We start from the raw sequence: 16,144 nt of genomic DNA on the forward strand, positions 1-16,144 counted from the left end.
GTACCCGGATGACCTCGCCCGGCACGCCGCGCGGCCCGTTCGTTCCCGAGCTGCTGCACACCCAGGCGGCGATCGGCCGACTCGCCGTCCACTCGGGCGCGGAGGGCGGGCTGGTCGTGTTCACCCGGCGCACGGTGGTCGGCGGACGGGACCGGATCGGTCTCTGGGCGCAGCCCCATGCCGGCGGCCGGGCGCGCGTGCTCACCGACGGCCCGTGGTGCGACACCCATCCGCGCTTCTCCCCCGACGGCCGGCGTGTGGCCTTCCTCCGCGACTCCCAGCTGCATCTGCTGGAGTTGCCCGGCGGGGAGCCTCGGCGGGTGGCGGACTTCCCGCGCGGAGTACGGGACTTCGACTGGGGTCCGGACGGCGACTGGCTCGCCGTACTGGCCGAGGACGAGCACGCTCCCGAGGAACGGCGCGAGGACCCCCCGCACGACACCGACGGCGAACCGCCGACCTGCCGGGTCCTGGAGCGGGCCGGCTGGCGCCTGGACGGCGAGGGCCTGCTGCTCCACCCCCGTCATGTGCATCATGTACCCGTCGACGGCCGGCCGCGGCGGCTCACCGGCGGCCCCCGCCCGGTCTCCCGCCCCCGCGTCGGCCCGGACGGCGCGGTGTACGTCCTCGCCGACTCCGGCCCCGAAGCGGACCTCGCTCCCTGCCCGCAGGTGCACGCAGTGCGGCCCGAGGCGCCCGCCGACACGGCGACGGGCGAAGGTCTGCGCCGGATCACTGCGCTGGACGGAGGCGTGGTACGCCACCACGTCCGCGCGGACGGCACGCTCACGGTGATCGGCCGGGCGGTGGCCGACCCGAGGGACCAGGACCCGCCGCAGGTCTTCCACATCGACCCGGCCGCGGAGAGCTGCGTCCGGCTGCTGCCGCGGTACGCGGACCGGTGGGTGGGCGACCTGGACGGCCCGAGCGATCTGCACGACTGGTGGACCGAGCCCGAGGACGCCGCCGAGGTCACCGCGGTCGCCCACGACGACGGTGTGCTCCCGTACGACCTGGTCACCGGCCGTCCGCTGGCGGAGCCCGGCACGGTGGTCGCCTCGCTGGCGCGGCACGGCACGCTGACCGCCGCCGTGCTGGTGCCGCCCGGCGCGATATCCGCCCCGGAGGTGTACGCGCTGGACGACGAGGGCCCCGCCCGGCGGCTCACCACCGTCGGCTCCGCCTGGCTGGAGGGGTGCGAACTGCCCGCCGTGGAGCGGATCGAGGCACCGGGCCCGGCCGGACCCGTCACGGTCCGCCTGCTGCATCCGCCCGGCTCCGACCCGTCCGCGCCGCTGCCCACCGTACTGTCCCTGCACGGCGGGCCCACCGGCCAGTGGGGTCCCCTGCCCAACCTCGAAGCGCTGCTGCTGGCCTCGGCCGGCTACCGGGTGGCGCTGCCCAACCCTCGCGGCTCCACCGACCGGGGCAGCGCCTGGGTCGCCGGACTCCACGGGGCCTGGGGGCGGGCCGATGCCGAGGACGTCCACGCGGTCGCGGACCATCTGCTCGCCACCGGAAGGTCGACGGCCGGCCGCCTCGGTGTCTGCGGACTCTCGTACGGCGGGTTCCTGACGCACTGGCTGATCGCCACCAGCGACCGCTTCGCCGCCGCCGTGGCGGAGAACGGGGTCAGCAACCAGGTGTCCGTCTGGGCCAACTGCGACATCGGACCGTCCTACGGCGCGGCCTCCGGCATGGGCGACCCGCTGGACGAGGAGGGCGCGGCCCGGCTCTGGGCGGCGTCACCGCTGCGGCTCGCGTCCCGGATCCGCACTCCGCTGCTGATGCTCCAGGCGGAGGACGATCTGCGCTGCCCGGCCGCCGACAACGAGCAACTGTTCCTGGCGCTGCGGAAGCTGCGCCGGACCGTGCGCTATGTGCTCTATCCCGAGTCCAGCCATCTGTATCAGGGCACCGGGCGCTTCGACCGCCGTCTGGACCGCCACCGGCGGCTCCTGAACTGGTTCGGCACCCACCTTCCCCTCGACAGCAAGTGAGAGAGGCCAGCGCCACCATGTCCCGCGCCGCAGAGTTCCGAAGAATTCGCCCGCCCCTGAGATGGGCCGTGCCGATCGTCGTGGGGCTCACCCTCGCGACGACCGCCGCCTCCCCGCCCCCGAGTCCCGAGCCGAAATCCGCCGCGAGCGCGGCCGCGAGCAGCGGCGACTACCGCATCGGCCACTCCCAGCCGATCGACAGCGTCAATCCCTACGGGCAGCTCAACGCCGTCTCCAACACGGTCAGCCTGCTCGGCTACGACCTGCTCCTCAACTACCGCACCTCGGACGGCCGTCCGGACCTGGAGAACTCCCTCACCGAGTCGTACAAGACCTCCGCCGACGGTCTCACCTGGAGTTTCAAGCTCAGGTCCGGCATCACCTGGTCCGATGGCAAGCCGTTCACCAGCGCCGACGTCAAGTGGACCTATCAGGCCGCGCTGACCAACGAGACCAACGTGCTGCGCGGCACGGTCGAGAACATCGAGAAGGTCACCGCGCCGGACGCGCACACCGTCGTGCTCCAGCTCTCCGAGCCGGACGCCCGGCTGGAGTCCGCGGCCATTCCGATCCTGCCGGAGCACATCTTCGGCAAGTACCCGATCGCCTCGCTCGACAAGGCGCCGATCCCTCTGCCCGCGGTGACCACCGCGCCCTTCCGTCTCACCTCGTACGACAAGGGCGGCACCACCGTCCTCTCCGCCAACCCGTCCTTCCGGGGCAGCCCCCCGGCGATGAAACGCCTGCTGTTCGTCCACTACCAGGCCAGTGAGGCCGCGCTGCGCGACATCAAGCTGGGCAGCCTGGACATGGTCGCCGACGGCGACAGCAGCTGGGTCGCCAAGCTGAAGACCGACCGCGACATCAAGGTCTGGAGCGCCCCCGCGCCCGGCTTCTCCGAGATCGCCTTCAACTCCTGTCCGCCGAAGGGGGCCGGAGCCTGCTCCGGACCGGCGAAGAACGTGAAGACCGCCGTCGTGCAGGACCCGGCCATCCGCCGGGCGCTGGCCTGGGGCATCGACCGCTCCGACCTCTCCAAGACCATCTACGCCGGACAGAACCTGCCCGCCGACGGGCTGATCTCGCCCTACTACACGCCGTACTACCGCAGCTTCGCCGAGGACCCGGAGGTCGGCTACGGCTACGACCCCGCCAAGGCACGCGCCATCCTCGAGGCCGGCGGCTGGAACTGCGAGAGCAAGCCGTGTGTGAAGGACGGCGTCAAGGCCGAGTTCGAGATGCTCGTCCGCTCCACCTCCACCCAGGACCAGAACGCCGTCCGCCGTATCCGGGCCTGGGCCGCGCAGATCGGCATCACCATCGATATGAGCGTGGTGACCGAGGACGCGCTCAACAACACGGTCTACAACCCGAGCACCGTGAAGGGAAAGTACGCCCCCAGCTACGACTCCTTCTACTGGGCCTGGAGCGGCGAGGTCACCCCCGACCTCAATCTGGAGGTGCTGCGCACCGGCAACTCCTGGTCCGACTCGTACTACTCCAACCCGGCGTACGACGCGGCCTCGCTCGCCTCCGTACGCACCATGGATCTGCCGAAGCGCGTCGCCGCCATGCAGGACGCCCAGCGGATCGCCCTCACCGACCTGCCCTACATCCCCACGGTCTTCTCCGCCGACATCGTGCTCACCCGCAACGACACCTGGCACGGGTACCAGCCCTCCCCCGGCACCGGCGCCGGTGTGCCCTTCGGGGCCAACTGGCTCCAGCTGACGGGGCTGCGGCCGGGCCCGCAGCCGGGCACCGCCTCCGCCTCGGCGTCCTCCGGCACGAGCCTGAGCACCCCGGCCTGGCTGGCGCTCGCCCTGCTCACGGCCGCCGGCGGCTATCTGCTCGGCCGTCGGCAGGGCACCCGCCCCGCCGAGGTCCGCGACTGGACCGACGAGTAGCGCGGGAGCGACGACATGACGACCCTCCGCCGCCTCGCCGGCCGTGTCCTCACCGCACTGGGGACCCTCGCGTTCGTGCTGGTGCTCAACTTCGTGATCTTCCGCGCGATGGGCGATCCGAAGCACGATCTGGCCCGCAATCCGAACCTCACCGAGGAAGCGCAGGCCGCCCTGATCGAGCAGCGCGGCCTGGACCAGAGCCAATGGACCCAGTTCGTCCGCTACATCAAGGACACCCTCACCGGGGACCTCGGCACCTCCTTCATCACCAACCGTCCGGTGAGCGAGGAACTGCTCCAGGCCCTGCCCAACACGCTGATCGTGGTCGGGGTCTCCACCGTGCTGGCCTCGCTGCTCGGCCCGTGGATCGGCCTGCTCGCCGCGTGGAAACGCGGTCGCACCCGCGACACCGTGCTCACCCAGGGCTCGGTGGTGCTGTACTCCATGCCGAGCTTCTGGCTGGGCATGGTGCTGATCGCGGTCTTCGCCCAGGGGTGGCAGCTCCTGCCCACCGGGCTCGCCTCCACTCCGGGATCGACCGCCACCGGTTGGGACGCCTTCGCCGACACGGCCCGGCACGCCGTGCTGCCGGTCGCGACGCTGACCCTCGGTCTCCTCGCCCAGTACGCGGTCAACATGCGCAGCGCCGTGGTGGACACCATGCAGGAGGACTACGTGCTGACGGCACGCGCCATCGGGCTCACCCCGCGCGCGGTCCGCGGCCGCCACATCGTCCGCAACGCCATGCTGCCCGTGGTCACCGTGATCGGGCTCAACCTGGGCTTCGTGCTCGGCGGCGCGATCACGGTGGAGGCGCTGTTCTCCTGGCCCGGCATCGGCCAGCTGACCATGGAGGGCATCCACGGCAAGGACTACCCCATGCTGCAGGGCCTGTTCCTGCTCTCGTCCGCCCTGGTGATCGCGATGAACCTGGCCACCGATCTGCTGTACGGCAGGCTCGACCCCCGGATCCGGGACTGATGGCGCCCATGGCGGAGGAACCGCGCACGACGGAGAAGCCGCGCATGACGGAGGAGCCGATGAACGCATCCACCCTGGCAGCGACCGAGGAGCATCGCGCCACCGCCCGGCGGCTCCTCGGCGAGGGACGCGGCGGGCTGGGCGCACGCGCCGCCGAGGCCGTCCGGCCCGTGCTGCGGGACCGGCGGGGCGCCATCGGCGCCGGGCTGCTCGCCGTGTTCGGGCTGGTCGCCGTCTTCGCGCCCTGGCTCGCACCCCAGGATCCGAAGGCCGCCGGATCCTTCTCGTCGGACATCCTGGCCGACCCCAGCGCGGCGCACTGGCTCGGCACCGACGAGAACGGACGCGACCTGCTCTCCCAGCTGATCCTCGGCACCCAGGACACCATGCTGGTCGGCTTCACGGCCGCCCTGGTGTCCTCGGTGATCGGCACCGCCGTGGGCATCGCGGCGGGGTACTTCGGCGGCTGGGTCGACCGGGTGCTCAGCGTCCTGAACGACTGGTTCCTGGTGCTGCCGATGATCCCGGTGACGGTGCTGGCCGCGAGCCTGCTCGGCAACCGCGCCGCGGACCTCCCGCTGGGCCGCACCAGCGTACTGATCCTGGTCATCGGGCTCTTCGGCTGGGCCGGCACCTCACGGATCGTGCGCGCCGAGGTGATGTCGCTCAAACGCAGGGCGTTCGTGGAACGTTCCGTGGTGCTGGGCGCCGGACGCCTGCGGGTGATCCGCACCCAGATCCTGCCCAATGTGATGCCGCTGGTCCTCGCCAACGCCGTGGTCTACGTCGCGCTGGCGGTGCTCACCGAGTCGACCCTGTCCTATCTCGGCCTCGGCGACCCCGACCGCTTCTCCTGGGGCGGAATGCTCCAGTCCGCGCAGGACGCCGGAGCGATGAGCGCCGGGGCCTGGGGCTACTTCCTCGCGCCCGGTCTGGGCATCACCCTCGTCGTGCTGGGGTTCTCCCTGCTCGGCCACGCCGTCGAGAGCCGCGTCGACCCACGCCTCAGGGAGCAGCGATGACACCCCCGTCCACCACCACCCGTCCCCTCCTCTCGGTCCGGGATCTGACGGTCGTACGCCGGGATCTGCACACCGCGAGAATCGTCGACTCCGTCGGCTTCGACCTCTACCGGGGTGAGGCCCTCGGGCTCGCGGGAGAGTCCGGCTGCGGCAAGACGACGACCGCGCTGGCCCTGCTGGGCCTGCTCCCCGACGGCCTGGTGCGCACCGGCGGTGAACTCCACCTCGACACCGAGCGCGGACCGCGCCCGCTGCACACCCTGTCGCCGCGGGGCATGCGCGCCGTGCGCTGGCGGCGCGTCTCCATGGTGTTCCAAGGCGCGATGAACGCCCTGGACCCGGTGATGCGCGTAGGCGACCAGATCCGTGAGGCCGTCCGCCTGCACCGTCCCGAACTCGACCGGACCGCCGCCGATGCCCGGGTCCGTGATCTCTTCACACAGGTACGGCTCGACCCGGCGCGGATCCGCTCCTATCCGCACGAGTTCTCCGGCGGTCAGCGCCAGCGGCTCATGATCGCCCTCGCACTCGCCTGCGAACCCGACCTCGTCGTCGGCGACGAGCCGACCACCGCGCTGGACGTCATCACCCAGCGCCAGATCCTGGAGCTCCTGGACGAGTTGCGGCGCGAGCTGGATCTCTCGGTGCTGCTGATCACCCATGATCTCTCCGTCCTCGCCGAGACCTGCGACCGGATCGCCGTGATGTACGGCGGACGGGTCGTCGAGACGGGCACGGTGGACGAGGTCTACGGCGCGCCCGCACACCCGTACACCCAGCGGCTGCTGGCCTCGTTCCCGGTGGTCGGCGGCCCGCGCGAGCTGCCGCCGCCGATCCCCGGCACGCCTCCCGATCCGGCCGCGCCGGAGCCCGGCTGCGCCTTCGCCCCGCGCTGCCACCGGGTGGAGGACCGGTGCCGCACCACGGACCCGGCCCTCCGCGCGGACACCGGCGGCGGTCACACCGCCCGCTGCCATCTCGCCCCCTGGCCGCCGAACATGACCCCGGAGAGCGCACGATGACCGAGCATCCGCTGTTCGAGGCCGAGGGCCTCGGAGTGTCCTTCCCCGGCCGCGGCCGGACCCGCGGCACATCCGTCGACGCGCTCCGCGATGTGCGTCTGACCTGGGCCGAGGGAGAGGTGCTGGGCCTGGTCGGGGCGTCGGGGAGCGGCAAGTCCACCCTGGGCCGGACGCTGACGGGACTCCAGCAGCCCAGCCGCGGCACCCTCCGGTTCCGCGGCGAGCCGCTGACCGGGCCGCGCGGGCCCGCCTTCCGGCGCAGGGTGCAGATGGTCTTCCAGGACCCGTACCAGTCCCTCAACCCGCGCCGGACGGTGGGTGCGCAGGTGCTCGAGGGGCTGGAGGTCCACGGCATCGGCACGCCCGGCGAGGAGCGCACCGCCCTCGCGGTCGCCGCCATGGAGCGCTGCGGGCTGGCCCCCGTCGACCGCTACTGGCACCGCTATCCGCACCAGCTCTCGGGCGGCCAGCGCCAGCGCGTGGTCATCGCCGCCGCGGTCGCCCTCGGCCCCGAGGCGCTGATCTGCGACGAGCCGGTCTCCGCTCTGGATGTCTCGATCCGCTCCCAGGTGTTGGGACTGCTCGCGGAGTTGCGCCGGGAGGAGGGCATCGCCCTGCTGTTCATCACCCACGACGTGGGCCTGGCCTGGGCCCTGTGCGACCGGGTCGCGGTCCTCCATCAGGGCGAGATGGTCGAGTACGGCGATGTGGAGGACGTCCTCGGCTCGCCGCGGCACCCCTACACCCGCGAACTCCTGGCGGCGGCACCGGCACCGCGCGGCTGAGGTCGCGTTCCGCGTCGCCGCGGCGGATTCGGCGCGCCAGAACAACGCGTTCCCGGTTGGCCGAAATTCGTTGACATTGCGGCGATTCTGTCGACATCGACAACTCAGGACACGCGTTGATCGGTGCGACCGGAGACGGCGGGCGTGGTGAAGGCGGGCCTGCGCGGTCGTGAACGGGGAATCGCACGCCGCCCGCTGTCACGGCACTGGCGCCAGAAGCGCCGGTCAGAGGGTTGATCGACCGAGACCCTCACCGGTGGCCAGTACACCTTGCCGGGTCGGCTCACGGCACATACAAGCCATGACGGGTAGAGCAGGCCGCAACTCGGGGAAGGTCCGGAGAGTCTCGTCAAATCACTCTCACATTGGGCGAGTCGGGCGCATTCAGGTATATACGGACGCCGGTCGCCGACTCTGCCGGAGGATGACCCCGGAGCGCGGCCCGCCGTTCGCCCGGACCCCGCGAGCACGGTTCCGTCCCGATCGGCGGACCCCCACGGAGGCGTACGGCTCCCCCACTTCGGCCGGCGCCCGGCCTCCGGTACCGGCGACGGAGGAGAGGGGTACTCCATGGATCCGCCTCCCTCGCGCCCTCCGATCCCCTCGCGGATTCACCGCTGCGAACGGTCGCGACCACCCCGCGCCCGAGGCCGGCTGCCAGGGCCACACACCCGGTCCGCCCCGGCCGACGGCGAGTACGGGCTCTTGACACCGGCCATCGGCCCTTCATCGGGATGACCGCTCGACCGTCAATGAAGCGTCAGGAACACCCCGGCAGTTGATGACAGCACAGAGTGGATCAGGAGAGACTCGTCCGTCAAGGAACGGTCAAATGCGCCGGTAAACCCCATGGCCGTCTCGCCTGGTGACCGTTCCGCTTCAACTTCTTGTCGTATGCGTCTTGTTGAGTAAGATCGGCGCGCAAACAGCAGTGGGGCTGCTTCGCCGCCCACTGAATCGGCCCCCCACCGTCCCAAGAGGACCCATGACGATCACTTTGAGACATTCACTCCGGCGCAGGCCGGCGGGGGCGGCGGCCAGCTGATGGCTCAGGAACAGTTCCGCCCGGTCTACCACCCAGCCGGCCACGACAATGAGTTGCGTACGGCCATGCAGGATTTACGAACCGGTCGCTGGCTGTCGATGCGGAATCTGCTGAACTCCACCCCCGGCTGGGGACTGTGGACCCAGCGGACGCAGGTACTCGCGGCCGTGGCCGCGGGTTCCGACACCGTTCAGGCATGGCGTACGGAGGAGCCCGACTCCCTCGCGGCGATCGTGATGCAGTGCCGGGTCGCGGTCGAGCGCGCCCTGCGCGCGCACCGCGAGGAGCACCCGCGTACCCAGGAGCTGTGGCACGAGGCGTGGGAGGCATGCCGGATCGCGGCCCATCACGCGCCCGACGACCCGGTGCCCTGGGTCTGCCTGCTGGCGCTGGCACAACTCGACGAGAAGCAGCGTCTCGACGAGCACCGGCAGGTTCCCCCCGGCCCGATGCTGTTCCCCGGGCCGTGGGGGCTGCTGGCCGAGGCGCACAAGCGGGACCCGTTCAACCGCGAGGCGTACCACCGGATGCTCCAGTTCGTGTACGCGCGCAGAGCGGGCGGTCATCTGTCGGAGGCGGTCAACTTCGTCCAGTGGGCGGCTTCGGCCGCGCCCGCGGGTTCGGCGCTGCTGGTGCTGCCGCTGCATGTCCGGGTGGAGCGCTACCGCCGGGACAGAGGCCATGAACGGGCGCTCGATCTGCACTGGGTGACCGAGGACGCGATCCGGGAGGCCATGCTCGCCCTGGAAGGCTGGTTCGACCACACGAACCCGATCGAGTCCTCGCTGCTGGATCTCAACCATCTGGCCCATGCCCTCTGGGGCGCCGGCCGGTTCATCGAGGCTGCCCGGGTGTTCGACGCGCTGGGCTCGTACTTCACCGCTCCGCCCTGGCAGTACCGCTCCCAGAACCCGGCCGACCCGGGCACGGCGGAGGAGATCTTCCTCCGCGCCCGGAGCCGCAGTTTCACCGCCGCGCGAGACGCGGGCTACTGACCGCACCACCGAAACGATCAGTGCACTACCCACCTGCCCCTCGGAGGTTCAACCATGTCCATATCCCCGCCAAGATGGTCGGGTTCGGACAAACAGCCACCCATCGACGAGGAGGAGCGGCTGCGCGAGCTCGGCTATCAACCGGTTCTCGCCCGCCGTATGGGAGGCTTCGGCAACTTCGCCATCAGCTTCTCCGTGATCTCCATCCTCTCCGGCTGCATGACGCTGTACGGCTTCGGCATGAACACCGGCGGTCCCGCGGTGATGATGTGGGGCTGGCTGGGCGTCGGTCTCTTCGTCCTGTGCGTCGGCATGGCGCTGGCCGAGGTGACCAGCGCCTACCCGACCTCGGGCGCGCTCTACTACATGGCCGACCGGCTCGGCGGACGCAAGTGGGGCTGGTACACGGGCTGGCTCAATCTGCTGGGTCTGCTGGGCGCGATCGCCGGTATCGACTACGGCGCGGCCCTGTTCACGGGTGCGTTCCTCAACCTCCAGTGGGGATTCGATCCCACACCCGGCTCCACGATGATCATCTTCCTGTGCATTCTGCTTCTTCACGCCACCCTCAACCTCTTCGGCGTGAAGCTGGTCAGCGTGCTGAACTCGATCAGCGTCTGGTGGCACATCGGCGGTGTGGCGGTGATCGTCGGCGCGCTCGCCATCGTTCCGAAGAACCACCAGTCCCCGGAGTTCGTGTTCACCGAGTTCGTGAACGGCACGGGCTGGGAGAACCCCATCTACGTCGCGGCGATCGGCCTGCTGCTCGCGCAGTACACGTTCTCCGGCTATGACGCCTCCGCGCATCTGTCGGAGGAGACGTCCAACGCGTCCGTCACCGCGGCGCGGGGCATCGTCCGGGCCATCTGGGTCTCGTGGATCGCCGGTTTCGCCCTGCTCGCGGGTCTGACCTTCGCCATCCAGGACTACGCGGGCACCCAGGACACCTCGACCGGTGTGCCGCCCGCCCAGATTCTGCTGGACGCGCTGGGCACGGGCGGCGCCACGGCGCTGCTGCTGGTGGTCATCGTGGCTCAGCTCTTCTGCGGCAACGCCGAGGTCGCCGCGGCGAGCCGGATGGTCTTCGCGTTCAGCCGCGACAACGCGCTGCCGGGTTCGGCCCTGTGGCGCAAGGTCAGCAGCAAGACGCAGACCCCGGTGCCCGCGGTGTGGCTCTCGGTGGGCTTCGCCGCGCTGCTGGCCCTGCCGTCGCTGTGGTCCACGACGGCCTACGGCGCGGTGACCGCGATCAACGTCATCGGCATCACACCCGCCTACATCATCCCGGTCTATCTCAAACTGCGGGCCGGCGACCGGTTCCAGCCGGGGCCGTGGACTCTGGGCAAGTGGAGCAAGCCCATCGGATGGATCGCCGTGGTGTGGGTGGTCTGTGTGACCGTTCTCTTCCTGCTGCCGCAGTCCAGTCCGGTCACCGTCGACACCATGAACTACGCCTCCGTGGCGCTGGTCGCCGTCCTCACCCTGGCGACCGTCTGGTGGTTCGTGGCGCGCCGTTCGTACGGCACTCCGCAGGCGTACGGATCCGCCCGTGAACAGGCGGAACTCACCGACCAGATCGTCTGACGCTCCCCCTGTACGACAGCCGGGGCCGGTCCCGCCGAATGGATCCGGCCCCGGCTGTCGTGTCATCGCGCCCCCGAGCGCGCGCGGGTTCCGCGAACCCGTCGTACGGAGACCGCCGGACCTCGAAAGCGCCTGGCCAGGGGCGGTGTCGAGCCGTCGGCGGTCGATTGTCAGTGCCGCGCGAGATGCTTGACGGTCCGACACCTTCCGAAGGGGGAAGCCGAAATGAACGATCCCGAACTCGCGGCGGCGCAGGCGTATGTACGGCTGCTCAGCGCCACCCGCGCGGTCCTCGCCGACACGCGAAGGCCCCTGTCGGCGCTGCCACTGCTGACGGCGCCGATCGCCGAGGCCGACGAGGCGCTGGACGTCCTGGGCATGGCGGGCAACGAGGCGGAGTTCTTCCGGCTGGTGGCCAGGCTTCAGCCGGTGGTGTGCGAGGACTACCGGGGGCCGTGAGCGGCCGGACGCGTTCACCGGCGTGTCCCCCGGTGCGCGGGGGCGCCTCACCGGAGCCCCGCCCCGGCCGCCGCCGGCGTCGCGTACACGGGCGCGTCCGCCTGGACGAACAGCACCAGCGGGACGAGGGAGGCCGCGTGGAGCACGGCGGCGAGACATGACGTACGCGTCTCTCCGGCCGCCCGTCGACACGGCCGCCCCTCGAGGGAGGGCGCATGTCACCGTCACGCTATCCGGGTGAAGACAGAACGACCCCTGATGTTCATCTCCGCGCCACGACAGACGCGCCCGGCATGACAGAGCATCTACTCCCTGACCTGCTGGGAGGGAACGCATGGCGCACTATCGGCAAACTCCGCGCAAACAGCTGTTCAATGCGGGAGGAACAGCGGCGGGGCTCCTGCTGCTGACGGCATGCGGGCTGGGCGCCTCGGAGGACGACCCCGCGCCCGAGCGCACGGCGGCCGACCGGATCGTGTGCGCGGAGCGGGGGCAGTTGGCGGCGTCGGGCTCCACAGCGCAGGAGAACGCGATGCGGTACTGGATGGAGGAGTACCAGCAGGTCTGCCAGGGGGTGAAGATCCGCTACGTTCCCATCGGTTCGGGCGGCGGCGTGGCGCAGTTCCTGCGCGGCGCGACCGTCATGGGCGGCTCCGACAGCCCGCTCACGCCCGAAGAGGTCGAGATCTCCGGCGAGGTGTGCCAAGGCGGCAGAGCCATCGATCTGCCGATGGTGAGCGGCCCCATCGCCATCGGCTACAACATCACCGGAGTCGACAGCCTGGTCCTGGACGCCCCGACCCTGGCGAAGATCTTCGACCTGAAGATCACCAGGTGGGACGATGAGGCGGTCAAGCGTCTGAATCCGGGAGTCCAGCTGCCTCCCACGCCCATCGTCGCGGTGCACCGCTCCGATGAGTCGGGCACGACGCAGAACCTCAACTCCTATCTCGCCGTTGCGGCGCCGCGCGACTGGCCGTATCCGAAGGAGAAGGCGTGGCAGGCCAGGGCGGGCCACTCCGCGGCGGGATCCAGTGGAGTCGCGTCACAGGTCAGCGGTACCGAGGGCGCCATCGGCTACTTCGAGCTGTCCTTCGCCGCGTCGGAGCGGCTTTCGACCGTACGCCTCGACACGGGTGCGGCCGAGCCCGTGGCCGTCTCCTCACGGACGGCGTCCGCCGGTATCGCGGCGGCCCGGATCACCGGCCGCGGCAAGGACATGGGGCTGGAGTTCGACTACCGGACCAGTGCGCCGGGCGCGTACCCCATCGTTCAGATGACCTACGTCATCGTCTGCGACAAGGGGACCACGGCCGAGGCCCTGCCCGCGCTGAAGTCCTTCCTCTCCTACACCGCGAGCGCCGAAGGCCAGAGCGCCCTCGCGGGCCTTCACTACGCGGCGCTGCCGGACGAGATGGGCGCGCAGGTCAGGACGGTCGTCGACTCCCTGTCCTGACCGCGCGCCGGGCCGGCCCGTCCTGATCGGCGCGCGGGGCCGGCCCGTCCTGACCGGCGCGCGGGGCCGACGGCGGTCGGTCCCGTGCCGCGCGGCTCGGTCCGCCCGGTGGCCCGGTCTGCCCGGTGGGCCGGTCTGCCCGTCGGCCTCCGCCGGCCCGTCGAAGGAGCCGGTGCGCCGCGACCGGTGTGGAGCGGTCAGCCGGATACGGCGGTCGCGGCTCCGTCGCTGCGCGGGTCGGTGGCCGCGGCGACGGAGCCCTGCGGTGTACGGCGAACGAGCTGCCCGTGTCCGACCTGCTCGTCCAGATCGGCGCAGATGCTGGTGCGGTAGCCGCTGCCGCGCAGCGCCGCGACCGCCTCGCCGGGTACCCCGTTCTCGACGGAGGCGACACCCGCGGGTTCGTCCACTCCGAGGCCGCCGACCACCCAGCGCGGACGGGCGAGCGCGGTCGCGGGATCGTCTCCGGAGTGCAGGCGCAGCGCCAGGTGGGCGTGGATCTGCGGCTGGGCCTTGCCGCCCATGGTGCCGTGCGCACCGGTGATGAATCCGTCGCGGCGTGTGAGCACCGGCATCAGGGTGTGAGCGGGCCGCCGTCCCCCGGCGAGCCGGTTGAGCGACCCGGGGGCGAGGTCGAAGAACGAGCCGCGGTTGTGCAGCAGGATGCCGCTTCCGGGATCCATGATGCCGGAGCCGAAGCTGTGGAAGAGGCTCTGGATGAGGGAGACCGCGTATCCCTCGTCGTCGGCGGCGACCACGGCGACGGTGTCCCCGCTGGGGCGTGCGGCCGCGGCACGCGGCACGGGTCCGGTCTGCGGGGTGGGGACCGGGCCGTCGAGGATCTCGGCGGCGAGTGCGTCGAGGTGGGCGTCGCCGAGAAGTTCGCGGACCGGGACGGGGACCTGCCGGGGGTCGGCCAGCCACCGGTCCCGGTCGCGGGTGATGGCGTCGAAGACGCGTGCCGTCAGATGGGCGTCGCGTCCGAGGAGTTCGGCGGTGCCGGGCATCCGCTCGATCAGACCGAGGGCCTGGAGGAGATGGATGCCCTGGGAGTTGGGAGGCGCGGTGAGGTACTCCTCGCCGCGGAAGGAGGCGGACAGCGGCTCGGTCAGTTCGGTCGCGTGGGCCGCGAGGTCGTCCGCGGTGATGGGCGAGCCGAGTTCTCGGAGCCTGCTGACGATTCCGGCGCCGAGCGACCCCTCGTACAGCGCGCTCGGTCCCTCGGCGGCGAGTTGGGCCAGGGACCGGGCGAGCGCGGGCTGACGCATGGGCACCCCGGCTTCGAGGGGACTGCCGTCGGGGAAGAAGACGGCGCGCATGCCGTCGTCGGCCGTCAGCGTCGCGGCCTCCTCGCGCAGTGCCGTGGCGACGCCGGGCGCGGTGGGGACGCCGTCACGGGCGTACGCGACGGCCTCCGCGAACAGGCGGTGCCAGGGCAGGCGGCCGGCGAGTTCGGAGAGGGTGGCCCAGCCGGCGACCACTCCGGGGACCGTGACGGTGAGCGGTCCCGTCACCGGCATACGTTCCCCGGACAGCGAGTCCGGGTCCATGCCACGAGGTGCCGCGCCGCTGCCGTTGACCGCGACGATCCGCTGGTCGGGCAGGGCGACGAGGGCGATGAGGTCGCCTCCCACGGCGCACTGGTGCGGATAGACCACCGTCAACGCGATCGCCGCGGCGAGCGCCGCGTCGACGGCGTTGCCCCCTTCTCTCCGTACGGCGTCACCCGCGCCGGTGGCCAGAGCGTGCGGGGTGGCCAGTCCGTAGGGGCGGATGCGGTCGGACGGGGGCGTTGCTGCGGACATGGTGATGGCTTTCCTGGGTTTCGAGTTCGGGCGGTAGAGCGGGTGCGGCGGGAACGGAGTGATGGATACGGGCGGTGGGGTCGTGCCGAACGCGATCGACACGGAACTGCTTCTCGCACTCGGTGTGACCCGGCGCGGGGGCCGCACGGACCACGGCGGTGCGCGGGCCGTGCGGCCCGGTGACGGCGGCGCGCACGGACGTGTGTGCTCCGCGCGCCGTCGGCCCCGGCGGCCGCCGCCCTGCCGGTTGTGGGTGCTCTGTCCGGCGGGTGCTCTGTCGGGCGGAGTGCCCGGTCAGGCGGTGTCGGCGGAATCGTGCGCTCCGCGGCCGAGGGTGTCGATGATCATGCCCTGCACCTCGCTGAGGTGGTCGGCCATGGCCTGCGCGGCGGCGTCGCCGTCATGACCGATGAGCGCCGCGAGGATGCGTCGGTGGCCGCGCAGTGAGGCCACCAGACGTTCGGTGCTCTGGTACTGGGGGTCGCGCGAGGGGCCGACCCATTCGTTGGTGGCTTCGAGCAGCCGGGTGAGCATGGGGTTGTGGGCCGCCTTGGCGACGGCCACGTGGAACGCGCCGTCCAGTTCGATGAGCGCGGCCAGATTGTCCCGGTCCCGCTCCAGTTCGGCCTGTGACAGCAGTTCGGCCAGGTGCTGGAGGTCGCTCGCGGTGGCTCGGACGGCAGCCCGAGCCGCGACGGGCGGCTCCACGGCCGAGCGCAGATCCATCACCTCGTGCACCAGTCGCGCCGCGTCGTTCATGTCCCCGAGCTGGCGGGGGTGCAGATCCGGGCGGGTGGTGTCCGTGACGATGGTGCCCCGGCCGGGCTTGCGGTTCACCAGCCCGCGCAGTTCGAGTTCCCGCAGCGCCTCTCGTACGGAAGCGCGCGAAATCCGGAGCTGCCCGGCCAGTTCGCGCTCGGCCGGGATGCGCTCGCCGGGAGCCAGTCGCCCCTCCTCGATGAGCCCTTGGAGACGCCCGGCGAGCCGGTGCGGGCCGAGAGTGGCCTCGGGAGCGATCAGGGTCCAGTCGACGGGCACCGGAGGGCCTTTCCTGTCGGTCGGGTGGGCGGTGGTCCCGCGCCG

The 16,144-nt window shown here is 71.4% G+C and carries 12 protein-coding genes; 10 read left to right on the plus strand and 2 right to left on the minus strand.

Annotation, left to right across the window (positions count from 1 at the left end):
* Positions 1–8: 8 nt before the first annotated feature.
* From ACWEFL_RS05220 to pstS, 10 genes are all read left to right on the plus strand, one after another.
* Complete coding sequence (locus tag ACWEFL_RS05220) at positions 9–2,000, plus strand: S9 family peptidase (protein WP_451707652.1); 1,992 nt, start codon at positions 9–11, stop codon at positions 1,998–2,000.
* A gap of 68 nt (positions 2,001–2,068) precedes the next feature.
* Complete coding sequence (locus tag ACWEFL_RS05225) at positions 2,069–3,907, plus strand: ABC transporter substrate-binding protein (RefSeq protein ID WP_451707655.1); 1,839 nt, start codon at positions 2,069–2,071, stop codon at positions 3,905–3,907.
* A 15-nt stretch (positions 3,908–3,922) separates the two neighbouring features.
* Complete coding sequence (locus ACWEFL_RS05230) at positions 3,923–4,888, plus strand: ABC transporter permease (protein WP_451707658.1); 966 nt, start codon at positions 3,923–3,925, stop codon at positions 4,886–4,888.
* Positions 4,889–4,947: 59 nt separating this feature from the next.
* Complete coding sequence (locus ACWEFL_RS05235) at positions 4,948–5,910, plus strand: ABC transporter permease (RefSeq protein ID WP_451707660.1); 963 nt, start codon at positions 4,948–4,950, stop codon at positions 5,908–5,910.
* Positions 5,907–6,932: an ABC transporter ATP-binding protein gene (locus tag ACWEFL_RS05240; RefSeq protein WP_451707662.1), complete on the plus strand. Its 1,026-nt coding sequence runs from the start codon at positions 5,907–5,909 to the stop codon at positions 6,930–6,932. Before ACWEFL_RS05235 ends, ACWEFL_RS05240 begins: the two co-directional genes overlap by 4 nt.
* Positions 6,929–7,717, plus strand: coding sequence for an ABC transporter ATP-binding protein (locus tag ACWEFL_RS05245; RefSeq protein WP_451707664.1), 789 nt, complete (start codon positions 6,929–6,931; stop codon positions 7,715–7,717). Before ACWEFL_RS05240 ends, ACWEFL_RS05245 begins: the two co-directional genes overlap by 4 nt.
* A gap of 1,044 nt (positions 7,718–8,761) precedes the next feature.
* Entirely contained in the window at positions 8,762–9,757 is a 996-nt protein-coding gene (locus ACWEFL_RS05250; RefSeq protein ID WP_451707665.1) for a hypothetical protein, read from the plus strand.
* Between the two features lie 54 nt (positions 9,758–9,811).
* Positions 9,812–11,341, plus strand: coding sequence for an amino acid permease (locus ACWEFL_RS05255; protein WP_451707668.1), 1,530 nt, complete (start codon positions 9,812–9,814; stop codon positions 11,339–11,341).
* 225 nt (positions 11,342–11,566) lie between these two features.
* On the plus strand, positions 11,567–11,800 hold the full coding sequence (locus ACWEFL_RS05260) for a hypothetical protein (protein WP_451707669.1): 234 nt from the start codon (positions 11,567–11,569) through the stop codon (positions 11,798–11,800).
* Positions 11,801–12,134: 334 nt separating this feature from the next.
* On the plus strand, positions 12,135–13,256 hold the full coding sequence (pstS, locus tag ACWEFL_RS05265) for a phosphate ABC transporter substrate-binding protein PstS (RefSeq protein ID WP_451707672.1): 1,122 nt from the start codon (positions 12,135–12,137) through the stop codon (positions 13,254–13,256).
* A gap of 197 nt (positions 13,257–13,453) precedes the next feature.
* Here pstS and ACWEFL_RS05270 read toward each other — a convergent pair whose 3' ends face one another.
* Positions 13,454–15,061 (minus strand): gamma-glutamyltransferase family protein, encoded by a 1,608-nt coding sequence (locus ACWEFL_RS05270; RefSeq protein ID WP_451707674.1) that lies wholly within the window; start codon positions 15,059–15,061, stop codon positions 13,454–13,456.
* 294 nt (positions 15,062–15,355) lie between these two features.
* Entirely contained in the window at positions 15,356–16,099 is a 744-nt protein-coding gene (locus tag ACWEFL_RS05275; RefSeq protein WP_451707677.1) for a FadR/GntR family transcriptional regulator, read from the minus strand.
* Positions 16,100–16,144: the final 45 nt, after the last annotated feature.

Source organism: Streptomyces sp. NPDC004838 (assembly GCF_053600955.1).